17 protein-coding genes and 1 tRNA gene are annotated in these 16005 nt (G+C 55.1%); 10 read left to right on the top strand and 8 right to left on the bottom strand.

What is annotated here, in order from left to right; translation table 11 throughout:
- Positions 1-27 precede the first annotated feature (27 nt).
- Positions 28-115 (bottom strand) — tRNA-Ser (locus ROR01S_RS13200).
- Positions 116-387: 272 nt separating this feature from the next.
- Here ROR01S_RS13200 and ghrA point away from each other — a divergent pair.
- The 6 genes from ghrA to ymdB all read left to right on the top strand — a co-directional run bounded on the left by ghrA (position 388) and on the right by ymdB (position 4130).
- Positions 388-1326, top strand: a complete 939-nt coding sequence (gene ghrA / locus ROR01S_RS13195) for a glyoxylate/hydroxypyruvate reductase GhrA (RefSeq protein ID WP_054829149.1) — start codon at positions 388-390, stop codon at positions 1324-1326.
- A gap of 83 nt (positions 1327-1409) precedes the next feature.
- Positions 1410-2147 (top strand): phosphatase, encoded by a 738-nt coding sequence (locus tag ROR01S_RS13190; protein ID WP_064359564.1) that lies wholly within the window; start codon positions 1410-1412, stop codon positions 2145-2147.
- Between the two features lie 22 nt (positions 2148-2169).
- Positions 2170-2724, top strand: coding sequence for a TorD/DmsD family molecular chaperone (locus ROR01S_RS13185; protein ID WP_064359563.1), 555 nt, complete (start codon positions 2170-2172; stop codon positions 2722-2724).
- A gap of 102 nt (positions 2725-2826) precedes the next feature.
- The gene (locus ROR01S_RS13180; protein WP_015584660.1) at positions 2827-3321 is read left to right on the top strand and encodes a DUF1097 domain-containing protein; all 495 of its coding nucleotides are present in this window, start codon (positions 2827-2829) and stop codon (positions 3319-3321) included.
- A gap of 4 nt (positions 3322-3325) precedes the next feature.
- Entirely contained in the window at positions 3326-3448 is a 123-nt protein-coding gene (locus tag ROR01S_RS27550; RefSeq protein WP_255265544.1) for a hypothetical protein, read from the top strand.
- Between the two features lie 148 nt (positions 3449-3596).
- Entirely contained in the window at positions 3597-4130 is a 534-nt protein-coding gene (ymdB, locus tag ROR01S_RS13175; RefSeq protein WP_064359562.1) for an O-acetyl-ADP-ribose deacetylase, read from the top strand.
- A 56-nt stretch (positions 4131-4186) separates the two neighbouring features.
- On the opposite strand, the gene mdoC is transcribed toward ymdB, so the two are convergent.
- Positions 4187-5347, bottom strand: coding sequence for a glucans biosynthesis protein MdoC (mdoC, locus tag ROR01S_RS13170; RefSeq protein WP_032717202.1), 1161 nt, complete (start codon positions 5345-5347; stop codon positions 4187-4189).
- Between the two features lie 252 nt (positions 5348-5599).
- Between mdoC and mdoG the strand changes: the two genes are divergently transcribed.
- From mdoG to ROR01S_RS13155, 3 genes are all read left to right on the top strand, one after another.
- Positions 5600-7153: a glucans biosynthesis protein MdoG gene (gene mdoG, locus ROR01S_RS13165; RefSeq protein WP_004860475.1), complete on the top strand. Its 1554-nt coding sequence runs from the start codon at positions 5600-5602 to the stop codon at positions 7151-7153.
- On the top strand, positions 7146-9674 hold the full coding sequence (gene mdoH / locus ROR01S_RS13160) for a glucans biosynthesis glucosyltransferase MdoH (protein WP_044346886.1): 2529 nt from the start codon (positions 7146-7148) through the stop codon (positions 9672-9674). The genes mdoG and mdoH overlap by 8 nt, the downstream gene beginning before the upstream one ends.
- 66 nt (positions 9675-9740) lie before the next feature.
- Entirely contained in the window at positions 9741-9968 is a 228-nt protein-coding gene (locus tag ROR01S_RS13155; protein ID WP_004860481.1) for a YceK/YidQ family lipoprotein, read from the top strand.
- Here ROR01S_RS13155 and ROR01S_RS13150 read toward each other — a convergent pair whose 3' ends face one another.
- The 3 genes from ROR01S_RS13150 to ROR01S_RS13140 all read right to left on the bottom strand — a co-directional run bounded on the left by ROR01S_RS13150 (position 9969) and on the right by ROR01S_RS13140 (position 12770).
- Positions 9969-10355 (bottom strand): MysB family protein, encoded by a 387-nt coding sequence (locus ROR01S_RS13150; protein ID WP_004860482.1) that lies wholly within the window; start codon positions 10353-10355, stop codon positions 9969-9971. It abuts the gene before it with no gap.
- A 92-nt stretch (positions 10356-10447) separates the two neighbouring features.
- On the bottom strand, positions 10448-11698 hold the full coding sequence (gene mdtG / locus ROR01S_RS13145) for a multidrug efflux MFS transporter MdtG (protein WP_015584657.1): 1251 nt from the start codon (positions 11696-11698) through the stop codon (positions 10448-10450).
- 151 nt (positions 11699-11849) lie between these two features.
- Positions 11850-12770: a Kdo(2)-lipid IV(A) acyltransferase gene (locus ROR01S_RS13140; protein WP_004860485.1), complete on the bottom strand. Its 921-nt coding sequence runs from the start codon at positions 12768-12770 to the stop codon at positions 11850-11852.
- A gap of 210 nt (positions 12771-12980) precedes the next feature.
- Between ROR01S_RS13140 and trhO the strand changes: the two genes are divergently transcribed.
- Positions 12981-14045 carry an oxygen-dependent tRNA uridine(34) hydroxylase TrhO gene (gene trhO / locus ROR01S_RS13135; RefSeq protein WP_004860488.1) on the top strand — a complete coding sequence of 355 codons (1065 nt, stop codon included), beginning with the start codon at positions 12981-12983 and terminating at the stop codon, positions 14043-14045.
- Here the strand turns inward: trhO and ROR01S_RS26185 are convergent.
- The 3 genes from ROR01S_RS26185 to bssS form a co-directional block, all read right to left on the bottom strand.
- Positions 14031-14144 (bottom strand): YceO family protein, encoded by a 114-nt coding sequence (locus ROR01S_RS26185; RefSeq protein ID WP_004860490.1) that lies wholly within the window; start codon positions 14142-14144, stop codon positions 14031-14033. The genes trhO and ROR01S_RS26185 overlap by 15 nt on opposite strands.
- 76 nt (positions 14145-14220) lie before the next feature.
- Positions 14221-15339 (bottom strand): N-methyl-L-tryptophan oxidase, encoded by a 1119-nt coding sequence (gene solA / locus ROR01S_RS13130; protein ID WP_015584656.1) that lies wholly within the window; start codon positions 15337-15339, stop codon positions 14221-14223.
- 125 nt (positions 15340-15464) lie between these two features.
- Entirely contained in the window at positions 15465-15719 is a 255-nt protein-coding gene (gene bssS / locus ROR01S_RS13125; protein ID WP_004860493.1) for a biofilm formation regulator BssS, read from the bottom strand.
- Positions 15720-16005: the final 286 nt, after the last annotated feature.

Here is a 16005-nt window from a genome sequence, read left to right as displayed (position 1 = left end):
ACTTGCGTACGAGCTCTTCTTTAAATATGGCGGTGAGGGGGGGATTCGAACCCCCGATACGTTGCCGTATACACACTTTCCAGGCGTGCTCCTTCAGCCACTCGGACACCTCACCATATTGTTTTGCTGCTCACCCTGGGTGGTCAACGGGCGCTAATTTAGGGAAATACGTATCTCTCGTCAATCAACTTTTTCAAAAAACAGCGCGTTTAGACAAACTTCGCGCAACTTGCTTTTTAAATGCGCGACAATCGATTTTTTTGTCGCCACCCTCTTTTTATTCGATAGAAAAATGAAATTTGCTATGCTGGCAATCCAATAGAAAACAATAAGTAAAATACGGCGCCAGGGTCAACCTGCAACCAGCGCCCGCGATCAGGAGCCATGATGGACATAATCTTTTATCACCCGACATTTGATACCGCTTACTGGATTGCTGAGCTGGAAAAACAGCTGCCGGGCGCGCGCGTACGCGAATGGAAATCCGGCGATACTCAGCATGCGGACTATGCGCTGGTCTGGCATCCGCCGGTGGAAATGCTTCAGGGACGGGACTTAAAAGCCGTTTTTGCCCTCGGCGCTGGCGTCGATTCAATTCTGAGTAAACTCCGTGAACACCCGGAAATGCTGCCGATGTCGATTCCACTCTTTCGCCTCGAAGACACCGGAATGGGTCAGCAGATGCAAGAGTATGCGGTGAGCCAGGTGCTGCACTGGTTCCGTCGCTTCGACGACTACCAGGCATTAAAACAGCAGGCCCGCTGGCAGCCGCTGGAGGATTATCGTCGCGAAGAGTTCACTATCGGGATAATGGGCGCGGGCGTGCTTGGTTCGAAAGTGGCGGAAGCGCTTCAGGTATGGGGATTTCCGCTGCGGAGCTGGAGCCGTAGTCGTAAATCCTGGCCTCAGGTGCAAAGCTTTGCCGGTCAGGAGGAGCTGGGCGACTTCCTCGGCGCGACGCGGGTACTGATCAACCTGCTGCCAAACACGGCGGAAACCGTCGGCATTATTAATCAGCGACTGTTGGCGCAGCTTCCGGATAACAGCTATGTTCTCAATCTGGCACGTGGCGTTCACGTGGTCGAAGCGGATCTGCTGGCGGCACTGAATAGCGGTAAGCTTAAAGGCGCGATGCTGGATGTCTTTAGCCGCGAGCCATTACCGGCGGAAAGTCCGCTGTGGGCGCATCCTCGGGTGGCGATGACGCCACATGTCGCCGCAGTCACCCGTCCGCTGGAAGCGATCACCTATATTGCCAGCACCATTGGCCGCCTGGAGCGTGGGGAGGCGGTGAACGGGCAGGTCGATCGTCAGCGCGGATACTAAGAGAAACCCCGCTGTGGCGGGGTTTTGCTAATCATGCGTCCTGATTCCTGCTATTCTTGCCACAAACAGAGAAGGAGATTGTGATGTATCCTGTTGACCTGCACATGCATACCGTCGCCAGTACCCACGCCTACAGTACCCTGCACGATTATATTGCTGAAGCAAAGCGTAAGGGGATCAAACTTTTTGCCATAACCGATCATGGTCCGGATATGGCCGATGCTCCGCACTACTGGCATTTCGTCAATATGCGCATCTGGCCGCGGATGGTCGACGGCGTCGGCATTTTACGGGGTATTGAAGCCAACATAAAAAATACCCTCGGCGAAATTGACTGCACCGGGCAGATGCTGACCTCACTGGACCTGTTCATTGCGGGCTTCCATGAGCCGGTTTTCCCGCCGCAGGATAAAGCCACCCATACTGAAGCGATGATCGCCACTATGGCGAGCGGCGCGGTACATATTATTAGCCATCCGGGTAATCCGAAATACCCCGTCGATATTCCGGCGATAGCCGCCGCGGCGGAAAAATACCAGGTGGCGCTGGAAATCAACAACTCATCCTTCGTCTCGTCGCGTGTGGGCAGCGAAGATAACTGCCGGGCGGTTGCCGCCGCCGTGCGCGATGCCGGAGGTTGGGTCGCGCTGGGATCGGATTCGCATACCGCATTTACGCTCGGCGAGTTCAAAGAGTGTCGTAAGATCCTCGATGATGTGAACTTCCCCGAAGAGCGGATCCTTAACGTGTCCCCGCGTCGGCTGTTGAATTTCCTTGAGTCTCGCGGGATGCCGGCGATCCCTGAATTTGCCGATCTTTAATATGAATAACTGGAAAAATTGAATGAACGAGTTTTCAATCCTCTGCCGCGTGCTGGGCTCTTTGTGCTACCGTCAGCCGCAGGATCCGCTGCTGGTGCCGCTGTTTACCCTGATCCGTGAAGGGAAGCTGGCGGCGAGCTGGCCGCTGGAGCAGGATGAGCTGCTGGAACGTCTGCAAAAAAGCTGCGACGTGCAACCGCTGGCCGCCGATTACAATGCGCTGTTTGTCGGTGAAGAGTGCAGCGTTCCTCCTTATCGTAGCGCGTGGGTTGAAGGGGCAAGCGAAGCTGAAGTTCGCGGTTTCTTCAGCGAACACGGGATCCCGACCGGAGAAGGTCAGGCCGACCACATTGGGTCACTGCTGCTGGCGGCCTCGTGGCTTGAAGATCATGCTACGGAAGATGAAAGCGAAACGCTGGAAACGCTGTTTGCTGACTACATTTTGCCGTGGTGCGGGGTTTTCCTCGGCAAAGTCGAGGCGCATGCCGGGACACCTTTCTGGCGGACGATGGCGCCCCTGACGCGGGAAGCGCTCTCCGCCATGTGGGATGAACTGCAGGAAGAATCGGAAGAGTAAATGTGATATTTGTCACGTTTTTATTGCAATGGAAAGTATGATCTTGCATATAACGTGCTTCAGATCTCATTTGGCGGACGCGTATCTGCTATGATACGCGTCATGAACATACTCTTCGCAATCGCAATAACGACAGGCATTCTCTCCGGAATCTGGGGATGGGTGGCGGTCGCGCTTGGTCTGCTGAGCTGGGCGGGCTTCCTGGGCTGCACGGCCTATTTCGCTTGCCCGCAGGGCGGGCTAAAAGGGTTGCTGATCTCAACCTGTACGGTAATGAGCGGTGTGGTGTGGGCGCTGGTCATTATTTACGGCAGTGCGCTGGCGCCGCATCTGGAAATCCTTGGCTATATGATGACCGGGGGCGTGGCCTTCCTGATGTGTATTCAGGCTCGTCAGCTGCTGCTCTCTTTTGTCCCCGGCACTTTTATTGGCGCCTGCGCCACATTTGCCGGCGACGGGAACTGGCGGCTGGTGGTACCTTCTCTGGCGCTAGGGCTGGTGTTTGGTTACGCGATGAAAAATTGTGGGCTATGGCTGGCCGCGCGTGCGCGGAAAAACAAATCCACATTAGTGAACGAAACGCCCGACCAGGCATAAGCTGATGTCACCCGCACAAGAAACAGGACCTCAGGTCCTGTTTTTCTTTCTGCTGGCACTGGTCGGGCTGTTCAGACTTGCGGCCGTCGACCCGACTCACGGGGTAGCCCCCGCCACGCAACCGTAACGTGAAAGAATATTAACCCGCAACATAGCCTTGCTATCCTCCAGACGGGTTATAGCCGCCGCAAGTTTCCCGGACTTTCGTCGGGCGGGCTATCGTGCCATATTACCCTCTGTGCTTTATGTAAAGACGTTTGCCGACAGGAGGCGAAATGACTGTTAAACCTGAGGTTATTCTCGGCGACATCACTACGCTTGACGTCGATGTTATCGTCAATGCCGCCAATCCCTCGCTGCTAGGCGGCGGGGGCGTGGATGGCGCAATCCATCGTGCAGCCGGGCCGGAGCTCCTTGCCGCGTGTCAGGTCGTCCGGCAACAACAAGGCGAGTGCCCTCCGGGTCATGCGGTGATTACTACCGCGGGTCAGCTGCCGGCCAGCGCGGTGATCCATGCCGTCGGGCCCGTCTGGCACGGTGGCGGGCATCAGGAGGCTGAACTGCTTGCTGACGCGTATCGAAACAGCCTGCAGCTGGCGTCAGCGAACAGCTATCGATCGATTGCCTTCCCGGCCATCAGTACCGGCGTATATGGATATCCTAAGCAGGCGGCGGCAGAAATTGCCGTGCAGACGGTCAGCACCTTTCTGACGCGTTACAATCCTTTAGAGCGCGTCTGCTTTGTCTGTTTCGATGAGGAGACCGCGGACATTTACCGGCGCTTGCTTGAGCCGCAGCGAGGTGAGTGAAAGTCGGGGGCCCCGACCACCCGCCGCCTGACATCTGCGGGCGAGCGGGCGGGCGATCAGCCAGCGGACACTTGAGTCTTAGCTGCTTTCGGCTGGAATTTTCCCGAAAAGAGAAAGCGTAGCAGAGGAATGCGCAGATGAATTTCATACAGCACCAGCGCAATACCGACCACGAAGACTAAGCCAGCAATAAACCCAAGCGCGTTGGATTTGATCGCCGGCGCCAGCCATGCGCCATAAAGCAGGGTCAGCGGGTGGTGCACCAGATAAATGAACAGCGAAGCATTAACAAAATAGGTCACCCGCGCCGACTGAAAGTTCAGCAGACGGTGGCCGAGAGAAAAGACCACGTTCACCATCCACAGACCCAGAACCATGGTAATGACCGATTCGGTTTCATACATCCAGCCATCACCGGAACCATATTGCTGATTCAGGCGATAGGCGATAAAGCCTAGCAGCGCGCCGACGAAGCACCATGGCGACGGAGTGGTAAACATCGTTTTTAAGCGCGGATTGATAAATACCTGGGCACCAAGAATGAAGAAGGGCAGGTAAAACAGAGTCTGCATCACGATGAAATTAAACAGGCCGTTGCTGAGCAAGGGGGCGTAAAGGACAAACAGCGAGCGGCGGATCACCGCGTAAAGCACGCCGAGCGCCAGAAAAATCATCGACAGCTGAGCTAATGTGACGGTGTCACCAAAGGTCGATGCCCTGGCTGAGCGGCGGCCGGTCAGCCAGCGAAACAGCACGACTCCCAGAGAGGTCAGGACCACCAGCACCAGTAAAAACCACAGGTGAGAAACCAGTTCCCACGCCAGAGTATTGAATTTGTCGTAACCCGAGAGGGTGTGCCAGTTTTCGGCCTTGCCGTTAACGTACTGCAGCATGATGAACTGCGGCAGCGTCAGCAGAGGAATGGCGGTCAGCATCGGAATGCCGACACGCTCAACGCGCACTTTCCACCACTTCTTCAGCGGATAACGTAAAAAAAGCATGTAGGAAAAGTAGCCAGAAATGACAAAGAAGACCTGCATGCGAAAAGCATGGATAAAATCGTTAAAAAGCGTCAGCCACCAGGAGGGCTCGAGGCTATTCACATGCCAGCTGTGGCTGGAATAGATCAGTGATATATGAAAAGGGATCCCCAGTAGCATCAGCCAGGCGCGGATGCTATCGAAGAAATATTCACGTTGTACTGGCGTATTATTCATACAATATCACTACATTCTCGGACAATTCGTCTTATCACTCAACGTGATAACGTTTAAATTCTCAGCAACCCTACATCAACTCTGGATACCTGTCTCCAGGATAAGTACGTAAAGTACAAATGTGGCAGTTAACTGCCTATTACCTGCGCCGCTAAGGTGAACAAAGCAGGGATTATGTTGTCGGATTGCCTGAATTACCATTAAAATAGATCGGATCGATTTAAGCACACAAAGGGGGAAGTGCTTACTTATATGAAACTTAAACCACAGATGATGAAAATGCGCTGGTTAAGCGCAGCCGTAATGTTGTCCCTGTGTACTTCATCTGCATGGGCGTTTAGCATTGATGACGTTGCAAAACAGGCCAAAGCGTTAGCCGGGAAAGGCTATGAAGCGCCGAAGAGCAACTTGCCCTCCGCTTTCCGCGACATGAAATACGCGGACTACCAGCAAATCCAGTTTAATCACGATAAGGCTTACTGGAACAATCAGAAAACCCCATTCAAACTTGAATTTTATCATCAGGGCATGTACTTCGACACGCCGGTCACCATTAACGAAGTGACGGCAAGCAGCGTGCGTAAGATTAAATATAATCCGGATTACTTTAATTTTGGCAGCGTCCAGCATGATAAAGATACGGTGAAAGACCTGGGCTTCGCCGGTTTCAAAGTACTGTACCCGATCAACAGCAAAGATAAGAACGACGAAATCGTCAGCATGCTCGGCGCCAGCTACTTCCGTGTTCTGGGTCAGGGCCAGGTGTACGGGCTTTCCGCGCGCGGCCTGGCTATCGATACCGCGCTGCCTTCCGGCGAAGAATTCCCTCGTTTTCGTGAGTTCTGGATTGAGCATCCAAAAGCCACGGACAAGCGTTTGACTATTTATGCACTGCTTGACTCCCCACGTGCGACCGGCGCCTACCGTTTTGTGATTATGCCGGGCCGCGATACCGTCGTTGATGTGCAGTCTAAAGTGTACCTGCGTGACAAAGTCGGCAAACTAGGCGTTGCACCGCTGACCAGCATGTTCCTGTTCGGGCCGAATCAACCCTCTCCGGCGACCAACTATCGTCCGGCGCTGCATGATTCTAACGGCCTGTCGATTCTTGCCGGTAACGGCGAGTGGATCTGGCGTCCGCTGAACAATCCGAAGCATCTGGCCGTCAGCAGCTATGCGATGGAAAATCCGCAGGGCTTCGGCCTGCTGCAGCGCGGCCGTCAGTTCTCGCGCTTTGAGGACCTCGACGACCGTTACGATCTGCGCCCGAGCGCCTGGATCACGCCGAAGGGCGACTGGGGTAAAGGGAAAATCGAACTGGTTGAAATCCCGACCAATGACGAAACCAACGATAACATCGTGACCTACTGGACGCCGGATCAGCTGCCGGAACCGGGTAAAGAGATGAACTTCAAATACTCGATTACCTTCAGCCGCGATGAAGACAAACTGCACGCGCCGGATAACGCCTATGTGATGCAGACCCGCCGTTCTACCGGGGATGTGAAGCAGTCGAACCTGATTCGTCAGCCGGATGGCACCATTGCCTTTATCGTTGACTTCACCGGCGCTGAAATGAAAAAAATGCCGTCAGATACGCCGGTAACGGCGCAGGCGAGCATCGGCGATAACGCAGAAATTGTTGAGAATACCGTGCGTTATAACCCGGTCACTAAGGGCTGGCGTATGGTTCTGCGTGTGAAGGTAAAAGATCCGAAGAAAACCACGGAAATGCGCGCTGCGCTGGTCAATGCTGATCAGACGCTGAGTGAAACCTGGAGCTATCAGCTGCCTGCCAATGAATAAGATAACGAAGTACATTGACGCGTTGCCGCTGTCTGAGGCTGAAAAAGCCGCGCTGCCTGATACAAGCCTGCAGGCCGTACATGAAGCGCTGGACGCCGATCATCATGCTTTTGTTCGTGAAGACGATTCCCCGCTGGGTTCCGTGAAATCACGACTGGAACATAGCTGGCCAGACTCCCTGGGCGATAACCAGCTGATAAAAGATGATGAAGGGCGTACTCAGCTCAACGCAATGCCGAAAGCAAAACGCTCCTCAATGTTCCCGGACCCGTGGCGCACCAACCCAGTTGGGCGTTTCTGGGATCGGCTACGCGGACGTGATGTCACCCCGCGCTATCTTTCTCGCCTGACCAAAGAAGAGCAGGAGAGCGAGCAGAAGTGGCGTACCGTCGGGACCATCCGTCGTTACATCCTGCTGCTGCTGACGCTGGCGCAGACCGTTGTCGCAACCTGGTACATGAAAACCATCCTGCCGTATCAGGGATGGGCGCTCATCAATCCGGCTGACATGGTCGGGCAGAATCTGTGGATTTCCTTCATGCAGCTGCTGCCGTACATGCTGCAAACCGGGATCCTGATCCTTTTCGCGGTCCTTTTCTGTTGGGTTTCCGCCGGTTTCTGGACCGCGCTGATGGGCTTCCTGCAGCTGCTGATGGGGCGCGATAAGTACAGTATCTCCGCGTCAACCGTCGGCGATGAACCGCTGAACCCAGAACATCGTACGGCGCTGATCATGCCGATCTGCAACGAAGACGTCGATCGCGTATTCGCCGGCCTGCGTGCCACCTGGGAGTCGGTGAAGGCGACAGGGCAACAGCAGCACTTCGACGTGTATATCCTGAGTGACAGCTACAATCCGGATATTTGCGTTGCCGAGCAGAAAGCGTGGATGGAGCTGATTGCGGAAGTGCAGGGCGAGGGGCAGATTTTCTATCGCCGTCGTCGTCGTCGTGTGAAGCGTAAGAGCGGTAACATCGATGACTTCTGCCGTCGCTGGGGCAGCCAGTATAGCTATATGGTGGTACTGGATGCTGACTCGGTGATGACCGGTGAATGTCTGACCGGGCTGGTGCGTCTGATGGAGGCGAACCCGAATGCCGGGATCATTCAGTCCTCGCCGCGCGCTTCTGGTATGGACACCCTGTATGCCCGTTGCCAGCAGTTTGCGACCCGCGTTTACGGTCCGCTGTTCACCGCCGGCCTGCACTTCTGGCAGCTTGGTGAATCACACTACTGGGGCCATAACGCCATTATCCGCGTGAAGCCGTTTATCGAGCACTGCGCGCTGGCGCCGCTGCCGGGAGAAGGTTCATTTGCCGGGTCGATTCTGTCGCACGACTTCGTGGAAGCGGCGCTGATGCGTCGTGCCGGCTGGGGGGTGTGGATTGCCTACGATCTGCCGGGCTCTTATGAAGAACTGCCGCCGAACCTGCTGGATGAACTGAAGCGTGACCGCCGCTGGTGCCACGGTAACCTGATGAACTTCCGTCTGTTCCTGGTCAAAGGCATGCACCCGGTGCACCGGGCGGTGTTCCTGACCGGCGTCATGTCCTACCTGTCGGCGCCGCTGTGGTTCATGTTCCTCGCCCTGTCGACCGCGCTACAGGTCGTGCATGCGCTGACTGAGCCACAGTACTTCCTGCAGCCGCGGCAGCTGTTCCCGGTCTGGCCGCAGTGGCGTCCGGAGCTGGCGATTGCACTGTTCGCCTCGACGATGGTGCTGCTGTTCCTGCCGAAATTGTTGAGCATTATTCTGGTGTGGTGCAAAGGTTCAAAAGAGTACGGCGGCTTCATTCGCGTGACGCTCTCTTTGCTGCTGGAAGTGCTGTTCTCGGTACTGCTGGCGCCGGTGCGTATGCTGTTCCATACCGTGTTTGTGGTCAGTGCGTTCCTCGGTTGGGAAGTGGTATGGAATTCTCCGCAGCGTGATGATGACTCCACCCCGTGGGGTGAAGCCTTTATGCGCCACGGTTCGCAGCTGCTGCTGGGACTGGTGTGGGCGGTCGGTATGGCGTGGCTGGATCTGCGTTTCCTGTTCTGGCTGGCGCCGATCGTCTTCTCGCTGATCCTGTCGCCGTTCGTGTCGGTGATTTCCAGTCGGGCCACCGTGGGCCTGCGTACCAAACGCTGGAAGCTGTTCCTGATCCCGGAAGAGTATTCCCCGCCGCAGGTGCTGAAGGATACCGATGCATATCTGACCCTGAACCGTCAGCGTTCCCTGGACGATGGGTTTATGCACGCCGTGTTTAACCCGTCCTTCAACGCGCTGGCGACGGCAATGGCGACGGCACGTCACCGCCATGGTCACATTCTGGATATCGCCCGCGAACGTCACGTTGAACAGGCGTTGAACGAGACGCCCGACAAACTCAATCGCGACCGTCGTCTGGTGCTGTTGAGCGACCCGGTCACCTTGTCACGTTTGCACTATCGTGTGTGGGCCGCGCCGGAGAAATACTCTTCGTGGGTGAGCGCCTATCAGCAGGTGACGCTCAACCCGCTGGCGTTGAAAACGAAATAAGCGGTATGTGAAGGAAAATACCGGCAATATTGCCGGTATTTTTTTATCTGAGCATTGAGGTAGCAGATGAGAATTTTACTGGTTATTGCCATGGCGCTGCTGCTCAGCGGCTGCGGCAGTATTATTAGCCGCACGGTGCCGGGGCAGGGGCATGGGAATCAGTATTACCCCGGCGTGCAGTGGGATGTGCGTGATTCGTCATGGCGATACATCACCATTCTCGATCTGCCTTTTTCGCTGGTGTTCGATACGTTGCTGTTGCCGCTTGATGCCAGCCACGGTCCGTACAACTAATCAGCGTTCATCCCACTCATCGGCAGCGGTCTGACCCTCTTCGGTATCCAGAGAGGGTTCCAGCTGAAACTCTCCTTCGTCCCACTCATGCAGCGTATTCTCTTCCAGCCACTCCTGACGCAGCTCTATCTCGTCATAGTCGCCGTCAAAAACACTCTGTGCCGCTTCGCCGCTTAACATCGGCAGGCATTCGCCTTCTTCATCTTCGTCGGCAAAAAATTCGGCCTGCCAGGCGATATCGCCATCCTGCAGAACGTACTTTTGGATATTCAGCTGCTCAACGTTGGCACTCTCCTCGTCGCTATCCGGATTATTGACCAGGAACTCTTCGCGGGCCGCATCGATAGCTTCTTCGAGCGTGGCATAGAAAATCGAATCCTTTGGCATAGATAACCCCCTAAGAAGAATGAAAAATGGACACGATTCAATCTATAGAAGGCGGTGAGCGTTGCGTCAAGGGGAAGGCGACGCTGTTGAACTTAATTTACCGAACGACCGCCCGAGTCCGCGTTCTGCGCGGGTTCATCACCGGAAGGGCGCCGCAAGCTGAGGGTGGAATAGATAGCGTTGAACAGGACGACCGTCGCGGTGACAAAAAAGACCGCCCGGAAACCATAGCTGGCAGATACCGCTGCGCCGATCAATGGGCCGGTGACGTTGCCGATATCGCGAAATGACTGGTTATAGCTAAAAATGCGCCCGGCCACCTGGCTGGTTGAGTTGTACACCAGCAGCGTCTGGACGGCCGGCAGCAGCGCGCCGTCGGCGGCACCCAGCAGAAAGCGTAAAATAGCCAGCTGCAGCGGCGTCTGGACGAATGACATTGGAATCAGCAGCAGAACGGAGACCATCAGCGCGACGATAAGGATTTTTTCCGGCCCGATACGATCCCCGAGCTTACCGAGGCGCGGGGCGCTGATCAGCGCCGCGACGCCCGGAACGGAGGCTATCATCCCGCTGATAAAGGCGATATTTCCGACGTCTCCGGCCAGCTCCCGAACGTAGAGGGTCAGGATAGGGGCGATTGAGCCGGTGGCGACCTGAATAATCATCGTGGTGACAAACAGACTCAAGACCAGCTTTGGGCTTTTCAGGGACGAAAAGACATCCCTTGCATTAAGCATCTCTTTCTTCGCGACCGGGACGAACTGCTCGCGAATGAAAAACAGCGTCAGGATAAAACAGACGAGCAGGACGCTGGCGGTCAGAAAGAAGACGGTGCGCAGTCCCCAATGGTCGGCAAGAAAGCCGCCCGCCAGCGGGCCAAGCAGCGCGCCGCTCACGGCGCCGGTAGATAGCGTACCCAGCGCCCAGCCGCTCTTCTGGCGCGGGATCTGGGTGGCGATCAGGGCATTCGCATTGGGAATAAAACCACCCAACAGCCCCAGCAAGGCCCGCAGTACCAGAAACTGCCAGATGTTTTGCGCCAGCCCCATCAACATCATGACGATAGCCATCCCCAGCGCGGAGCGCAGCAGCATAATTTTGCGCCCTTTGCGATCGGCCAGGCCGCCCCAGAAGGGAGAGGCAACGGCGGAGAACAAGAAGGTAATGCTGAATACCAGTCCTGACCACATATTCAGGGCACTGTGGCCCGTCACGCCAAGCTGCTCGACGTAGAGCGGGAGAAAGGGCATGACCAGGCTAAAAGCGGCACCGGTCAAAAAACAGCCGAGCCAGGTGACCGTGAGATTTCGTTTCCAGTTAATCGGACTATCTGCAGACGACATAGGCTTCCATTGGCCTGCGATGCAGGACAAAAAACAAAAGATGAGCCTGCTAATTATGCGCCTGAGTAACGATCATCGCAATGGAGGAGAGCGCTTAACGCTAAAGCGGAAAGTGCCTCCGGCCAGCATCGGGCTGCCGGAGGAAGCACACTTAATAGCGTGAAGGTACGCCGGGCGGGCGGGTCTTAAAGCGGCGGTGCAGCCACATATATTGCTCCGGCGCCATCAGAATGCATTTCTCGACGATGCGGTTCATCCAGGCCGCGGTCGTTTCCGCATCATCAAGCGGCGGATCGCATTCCGGCGGCAGAATAATTAGCTCATAACCTTTACCGTCGGGTTTACGCCGCGGAACGAACGGAACAATGCAGGCTTTCGACATCTTTGCCAGCATCCAGGTCCCCGACGTCGTTGCCGCCTGGTCGACGGCAAAGAGCGGCACGAATACGCTGGCGGTCGGGCCGTAGTCGTGGTCCGGCGCATACCAGATCACTTCGCCTTTTTTCAGCGCGCGAATCATCCCTTTCAGATCTTTACGGTCGATCATGTCTTTATTCGAGCGCAGCCGGCCCCAGGTTTGCAGCCAGTCAATGACCGGATTGTCATTTGGACGGTAGACGCCGATGCCGGGTTCGTTGATACCAAACATCCGCGCCCCCATTTCCAGCGTGAGGAAGTGAATGCCGATCAGCAGAATGCCGCGCTGTTGCGCCTGAACGTCCCGGATATGCTCAACGCCGATGGAGTCGGTCCAGCGCGCAATACGCCGGGTCGGCCAGAACCAGGCCATCCCGGTCTCCATTAACCCCATCCCCACCGATTCGAAGTTTTGCACCACCATCTGATGGCGCTCTTCTTCGCTTTTGTCCGGGAAGCACAGCTCCAGGTTACGGTAAGCGATTTTGGCGCGGCGTTTCATAAAGCGCATTGCCAGGCGGCCAATCGCATTGCCAAGGCGGTAAATCAACGGATAGGGAAGCTGAACAACCAGCCACAGCAGGCCAATACCTAGCCAAAGCAGCCAGTAACGCGGATGCAGCAGCGCCGCGGAAAATTTAGGTAAATGGGTCATCTCATACCTGTTTAAATAAGCAACTCATTCTATTATCGCATTTTTTCATGCTTCAGCCAAAACGGCTGTCCCAGGTGGCATTTATTGTTAAACGCGAACGAACGGGAGTGAAATGAATGTAGCGCAAAATGTGGGGATGTAAATTAACGTCGTTTGCTATATGATGCCGGCCGTTTATTTACCTCATTTCCTATGTCGAGCAGGTACACCATGCCAGTGTTACATAACCGCATTTCAAATGAGACGTTAAAAGCGCAGATGTTAGCTGAGAGCGAACCGCGTACAACGATCTCGTTTTATAAATATTTCACCATCGTGGATCCAAAAGCCACGCGCGATGCATTGTGGATTGCCCTCACCAAATTAAACGTGTTTGGTCGTATCTATCTGGCCCACGAAGGGATCAATGCCCAAATCAGCGTGCCAGAAAGTCAGGTCGATGCGCTACGCGAGTTTCTCTACGCCTTCGACCCGGCGCTGGATGGCCTGCGGATGAACATCGCGCTGGACGACGACGGAAAATCCTTCTGGGTGCTACGCCTGAAAGTCCGCGATCGTATCGTGGCGGATGGGATCGATGATCCGACGTTTGATGCCTCAGACGTGGGTGATTATCTGAAAGCGGCGGAAGTGAATGCGATGCTGGACGATCCCGATGCGGTGTTTATCGATATGCGTAACCACTATGAATATGAAGTGGGCCATTTTGAGCAGGCGCTGGAAATCCCGGCGGACACGTTCCGCGATCAGTTGCCGAAAGCGGTCGAGATGATGCAGGAACATAAAGATAAAAAAATCGTTATGTACTGCACCGGCGGTATTCGTTGTGAAAAAGCCAGCGCCTGGATGAAGCACAACGGCTTCAGTAAGGTCTGGCACATTGAGGGCGGGATTATTGAATATGCCCGTCGTGCGCGCGAACAGGGGCTGCCGGTACGCTTTATCGGTAAGAACTTTGTCTTTGACGAGCGGATGGGGGAGCGGATTTCCGATGATGTGATTGCCCATTGCCATCAGTGCGGTACCCCGTGTGATAGCCATACGAACTGCCTGAATGACGGCTGCCATCTGCTGTTTATCCAGTGCCCGAGCTGCGCCGAGAAGTTCGCCGGCTGCTGTAGCGAGGCGTGCATGGAAGAGCATAAGCTGCCGGAAGAGGAGCAGCGTCAGCTGCGTGCCGGACGAGAAAACGGCAATAAGATCTTCAACAAATCTCGCGGCCGCCTGAACACGAAGCTGGGGATCCCGGACCCTGAGACCTCAGAAAAACCATAACCAGATAAGATCAACGATCGCCAGCAGCAGCCACAGTGCGAGATAAATCATAAAGTGCTCGCGGACGTTGTTGACCAGTAAATCGTACAGGCGACGCATAAACTCTCTCTGTGATGAACGGCCTCCTCTGAGGCCGTTTTTTATTGCTCAAATCAACACCGCGCACGGCGGCCATCTAACCCTGAAAGCGTGCCAGCGAGAAGGGGGTCAGGTCGAAGGCGGGGGTTTCCCCCTGGGCAAACTGCGTGGCAATTTCTCCCAGCACCGGGGCGAATTTGAAACCATGACCGCTTAACCCGCTAATCAGCAACGTTTCAGGATGGCCGGGGAGGGTGTCGATAATAAAGTCTTCATCCGCCGTATTATCGTAGGTACAGGAGGCGCCATGCAGGCAGCCGCCGATACCGGGCAGCACGTTACGCAGGAAGCTGAACGACTCAGAGCCGTCGGTGGCCACCGCGCCAAATGGCGTGCGTTCTTCCGGCGCGGAGATAAGTTGCCCGCCGTTGTGCTTGCCGATCTTCAGTTCATTGTCTTCCGCCGGGAAACCATAGAACTGGTCGCCGTTTGGCAGCTCACCGGTAAATGCCGGGAAGTGGTTTTTAGTGCTATAGCGTCCATCAGCCTGGAACCAGGCGAAGATTTTGCGTACGGGCTGGACTGGCAGGTCGGGCAGCAGACGCGTTACCCATGTACCGGCGCTGACCAGCAGTTTCTTGCCGCTGTAGCTGCCATCGGCGGTGTCGATTGTCACGCCATCCGGGTGATGGTGTATGGCGGTAACCGGGCAATTAAACAGCTGAGCGCAGCCCGCCTCACGCGCGAGACGTATCCAGGTTTCGATGGCCAGCTCGCTACGTAAAACCCCGGATGCCGGTTCGAATATGCCACGATAATCATCCGGTACGCGAATCTCAGGCCAGCGGGCCATGATAGCCGGGGCATCCATCTCTTCGACGTTCAGTTGGAACTGGCGGGCGCTGTTCGCAACGTTGCTGAGAAACGTCGAGTTTGCCGGGCCGAGGTTAATCACCCCGGTGCGTTCGAAGACCGCCTCGCCGCTGAGGGTTGCAAGCTCATCCCACAGCGCCTGCGCACGCAGCACCAGCGGGACATATCTCTCTCCTTCACCGTAGGCGTGACGGATAAGACGCGTATTACCGTGATGGCTGCCCTCCTGATGCGGAGGCGTGTGCGCGTCGGTCATCAGCACGTTAAGTCCAGCCCGGCGGGCATAATAGCCGGCAGCGGCGCCAGTGGAGCCGCTGCCGATAATGATGAGGTCGTATTGCATGGTCTGTTCCGGTTTTTTGCTTTATTAGCAGGGTAATTAACAACCTGCACATATACAAGCCCGAAAATAAATCAGGCACCCGCAGGTGCCTGTTTAGTTAGCATATATCGATCGCGGCATAATCATTAATGCCTGCGGTACTCGTTTGCCTGGTATTCACCTGATTCTATCTTCGCAATACCTGCTTCCAGGATAGAAATAAATTGACGTGCGACTTCCGTCGTTAGCCAGAGCGTCTGGCCAATTTCAGCTTCGTTACTGCTTTCTTGAGTGGGGTTTTGGTAGTGCAGGCGCAACATCATTGCATCGTAGCTATCAACGGTGCTGATGTCCCATCCGACGAGGGGATGGGTCTGGATGACTTCATTATTCTTTTCCATCATAACCCCTTATTCATATGTTAAAAGACAACAATTCTCGAGGTTTAATGCATATTTTTTGAAGCAAGTTAATTATATCAGCTGTTAAGAATAAACTCGAGAAATTAAATCAAACAGGGCGAGCTTTCATCTGTTTGGTGCTTTTTTGCGCAAATTTAGTGCCGTGCATCGTTATTTTTAAAGGAAATAATCAGGAGGAAAAAGAAAAGTCTGAGATTGCAACGGGGATAAAAAAGCCGGGGCGACCCGGCAAAAAAAGCACAATGAGGGAGCAAATTGAATTTGC

The organism is Klebsiella ornithinolytica NBRC 105727 = ATCC 31898 (assembly GCF_001598295.1).
In the GTDB taxonomy this organism is placed as follows: Bacteria; Pseudomonadota; Gammaproteobacteria; order Enterobacterales; family Enterobacteriaceae; genus Klebsiella; species Klebsiella ornithinolytica.
The sequence above is the reverse complement of the archived record's forward strand: the minus strand, read 5'-3'. Positions and strand labels throughout refer to the sequence as shown.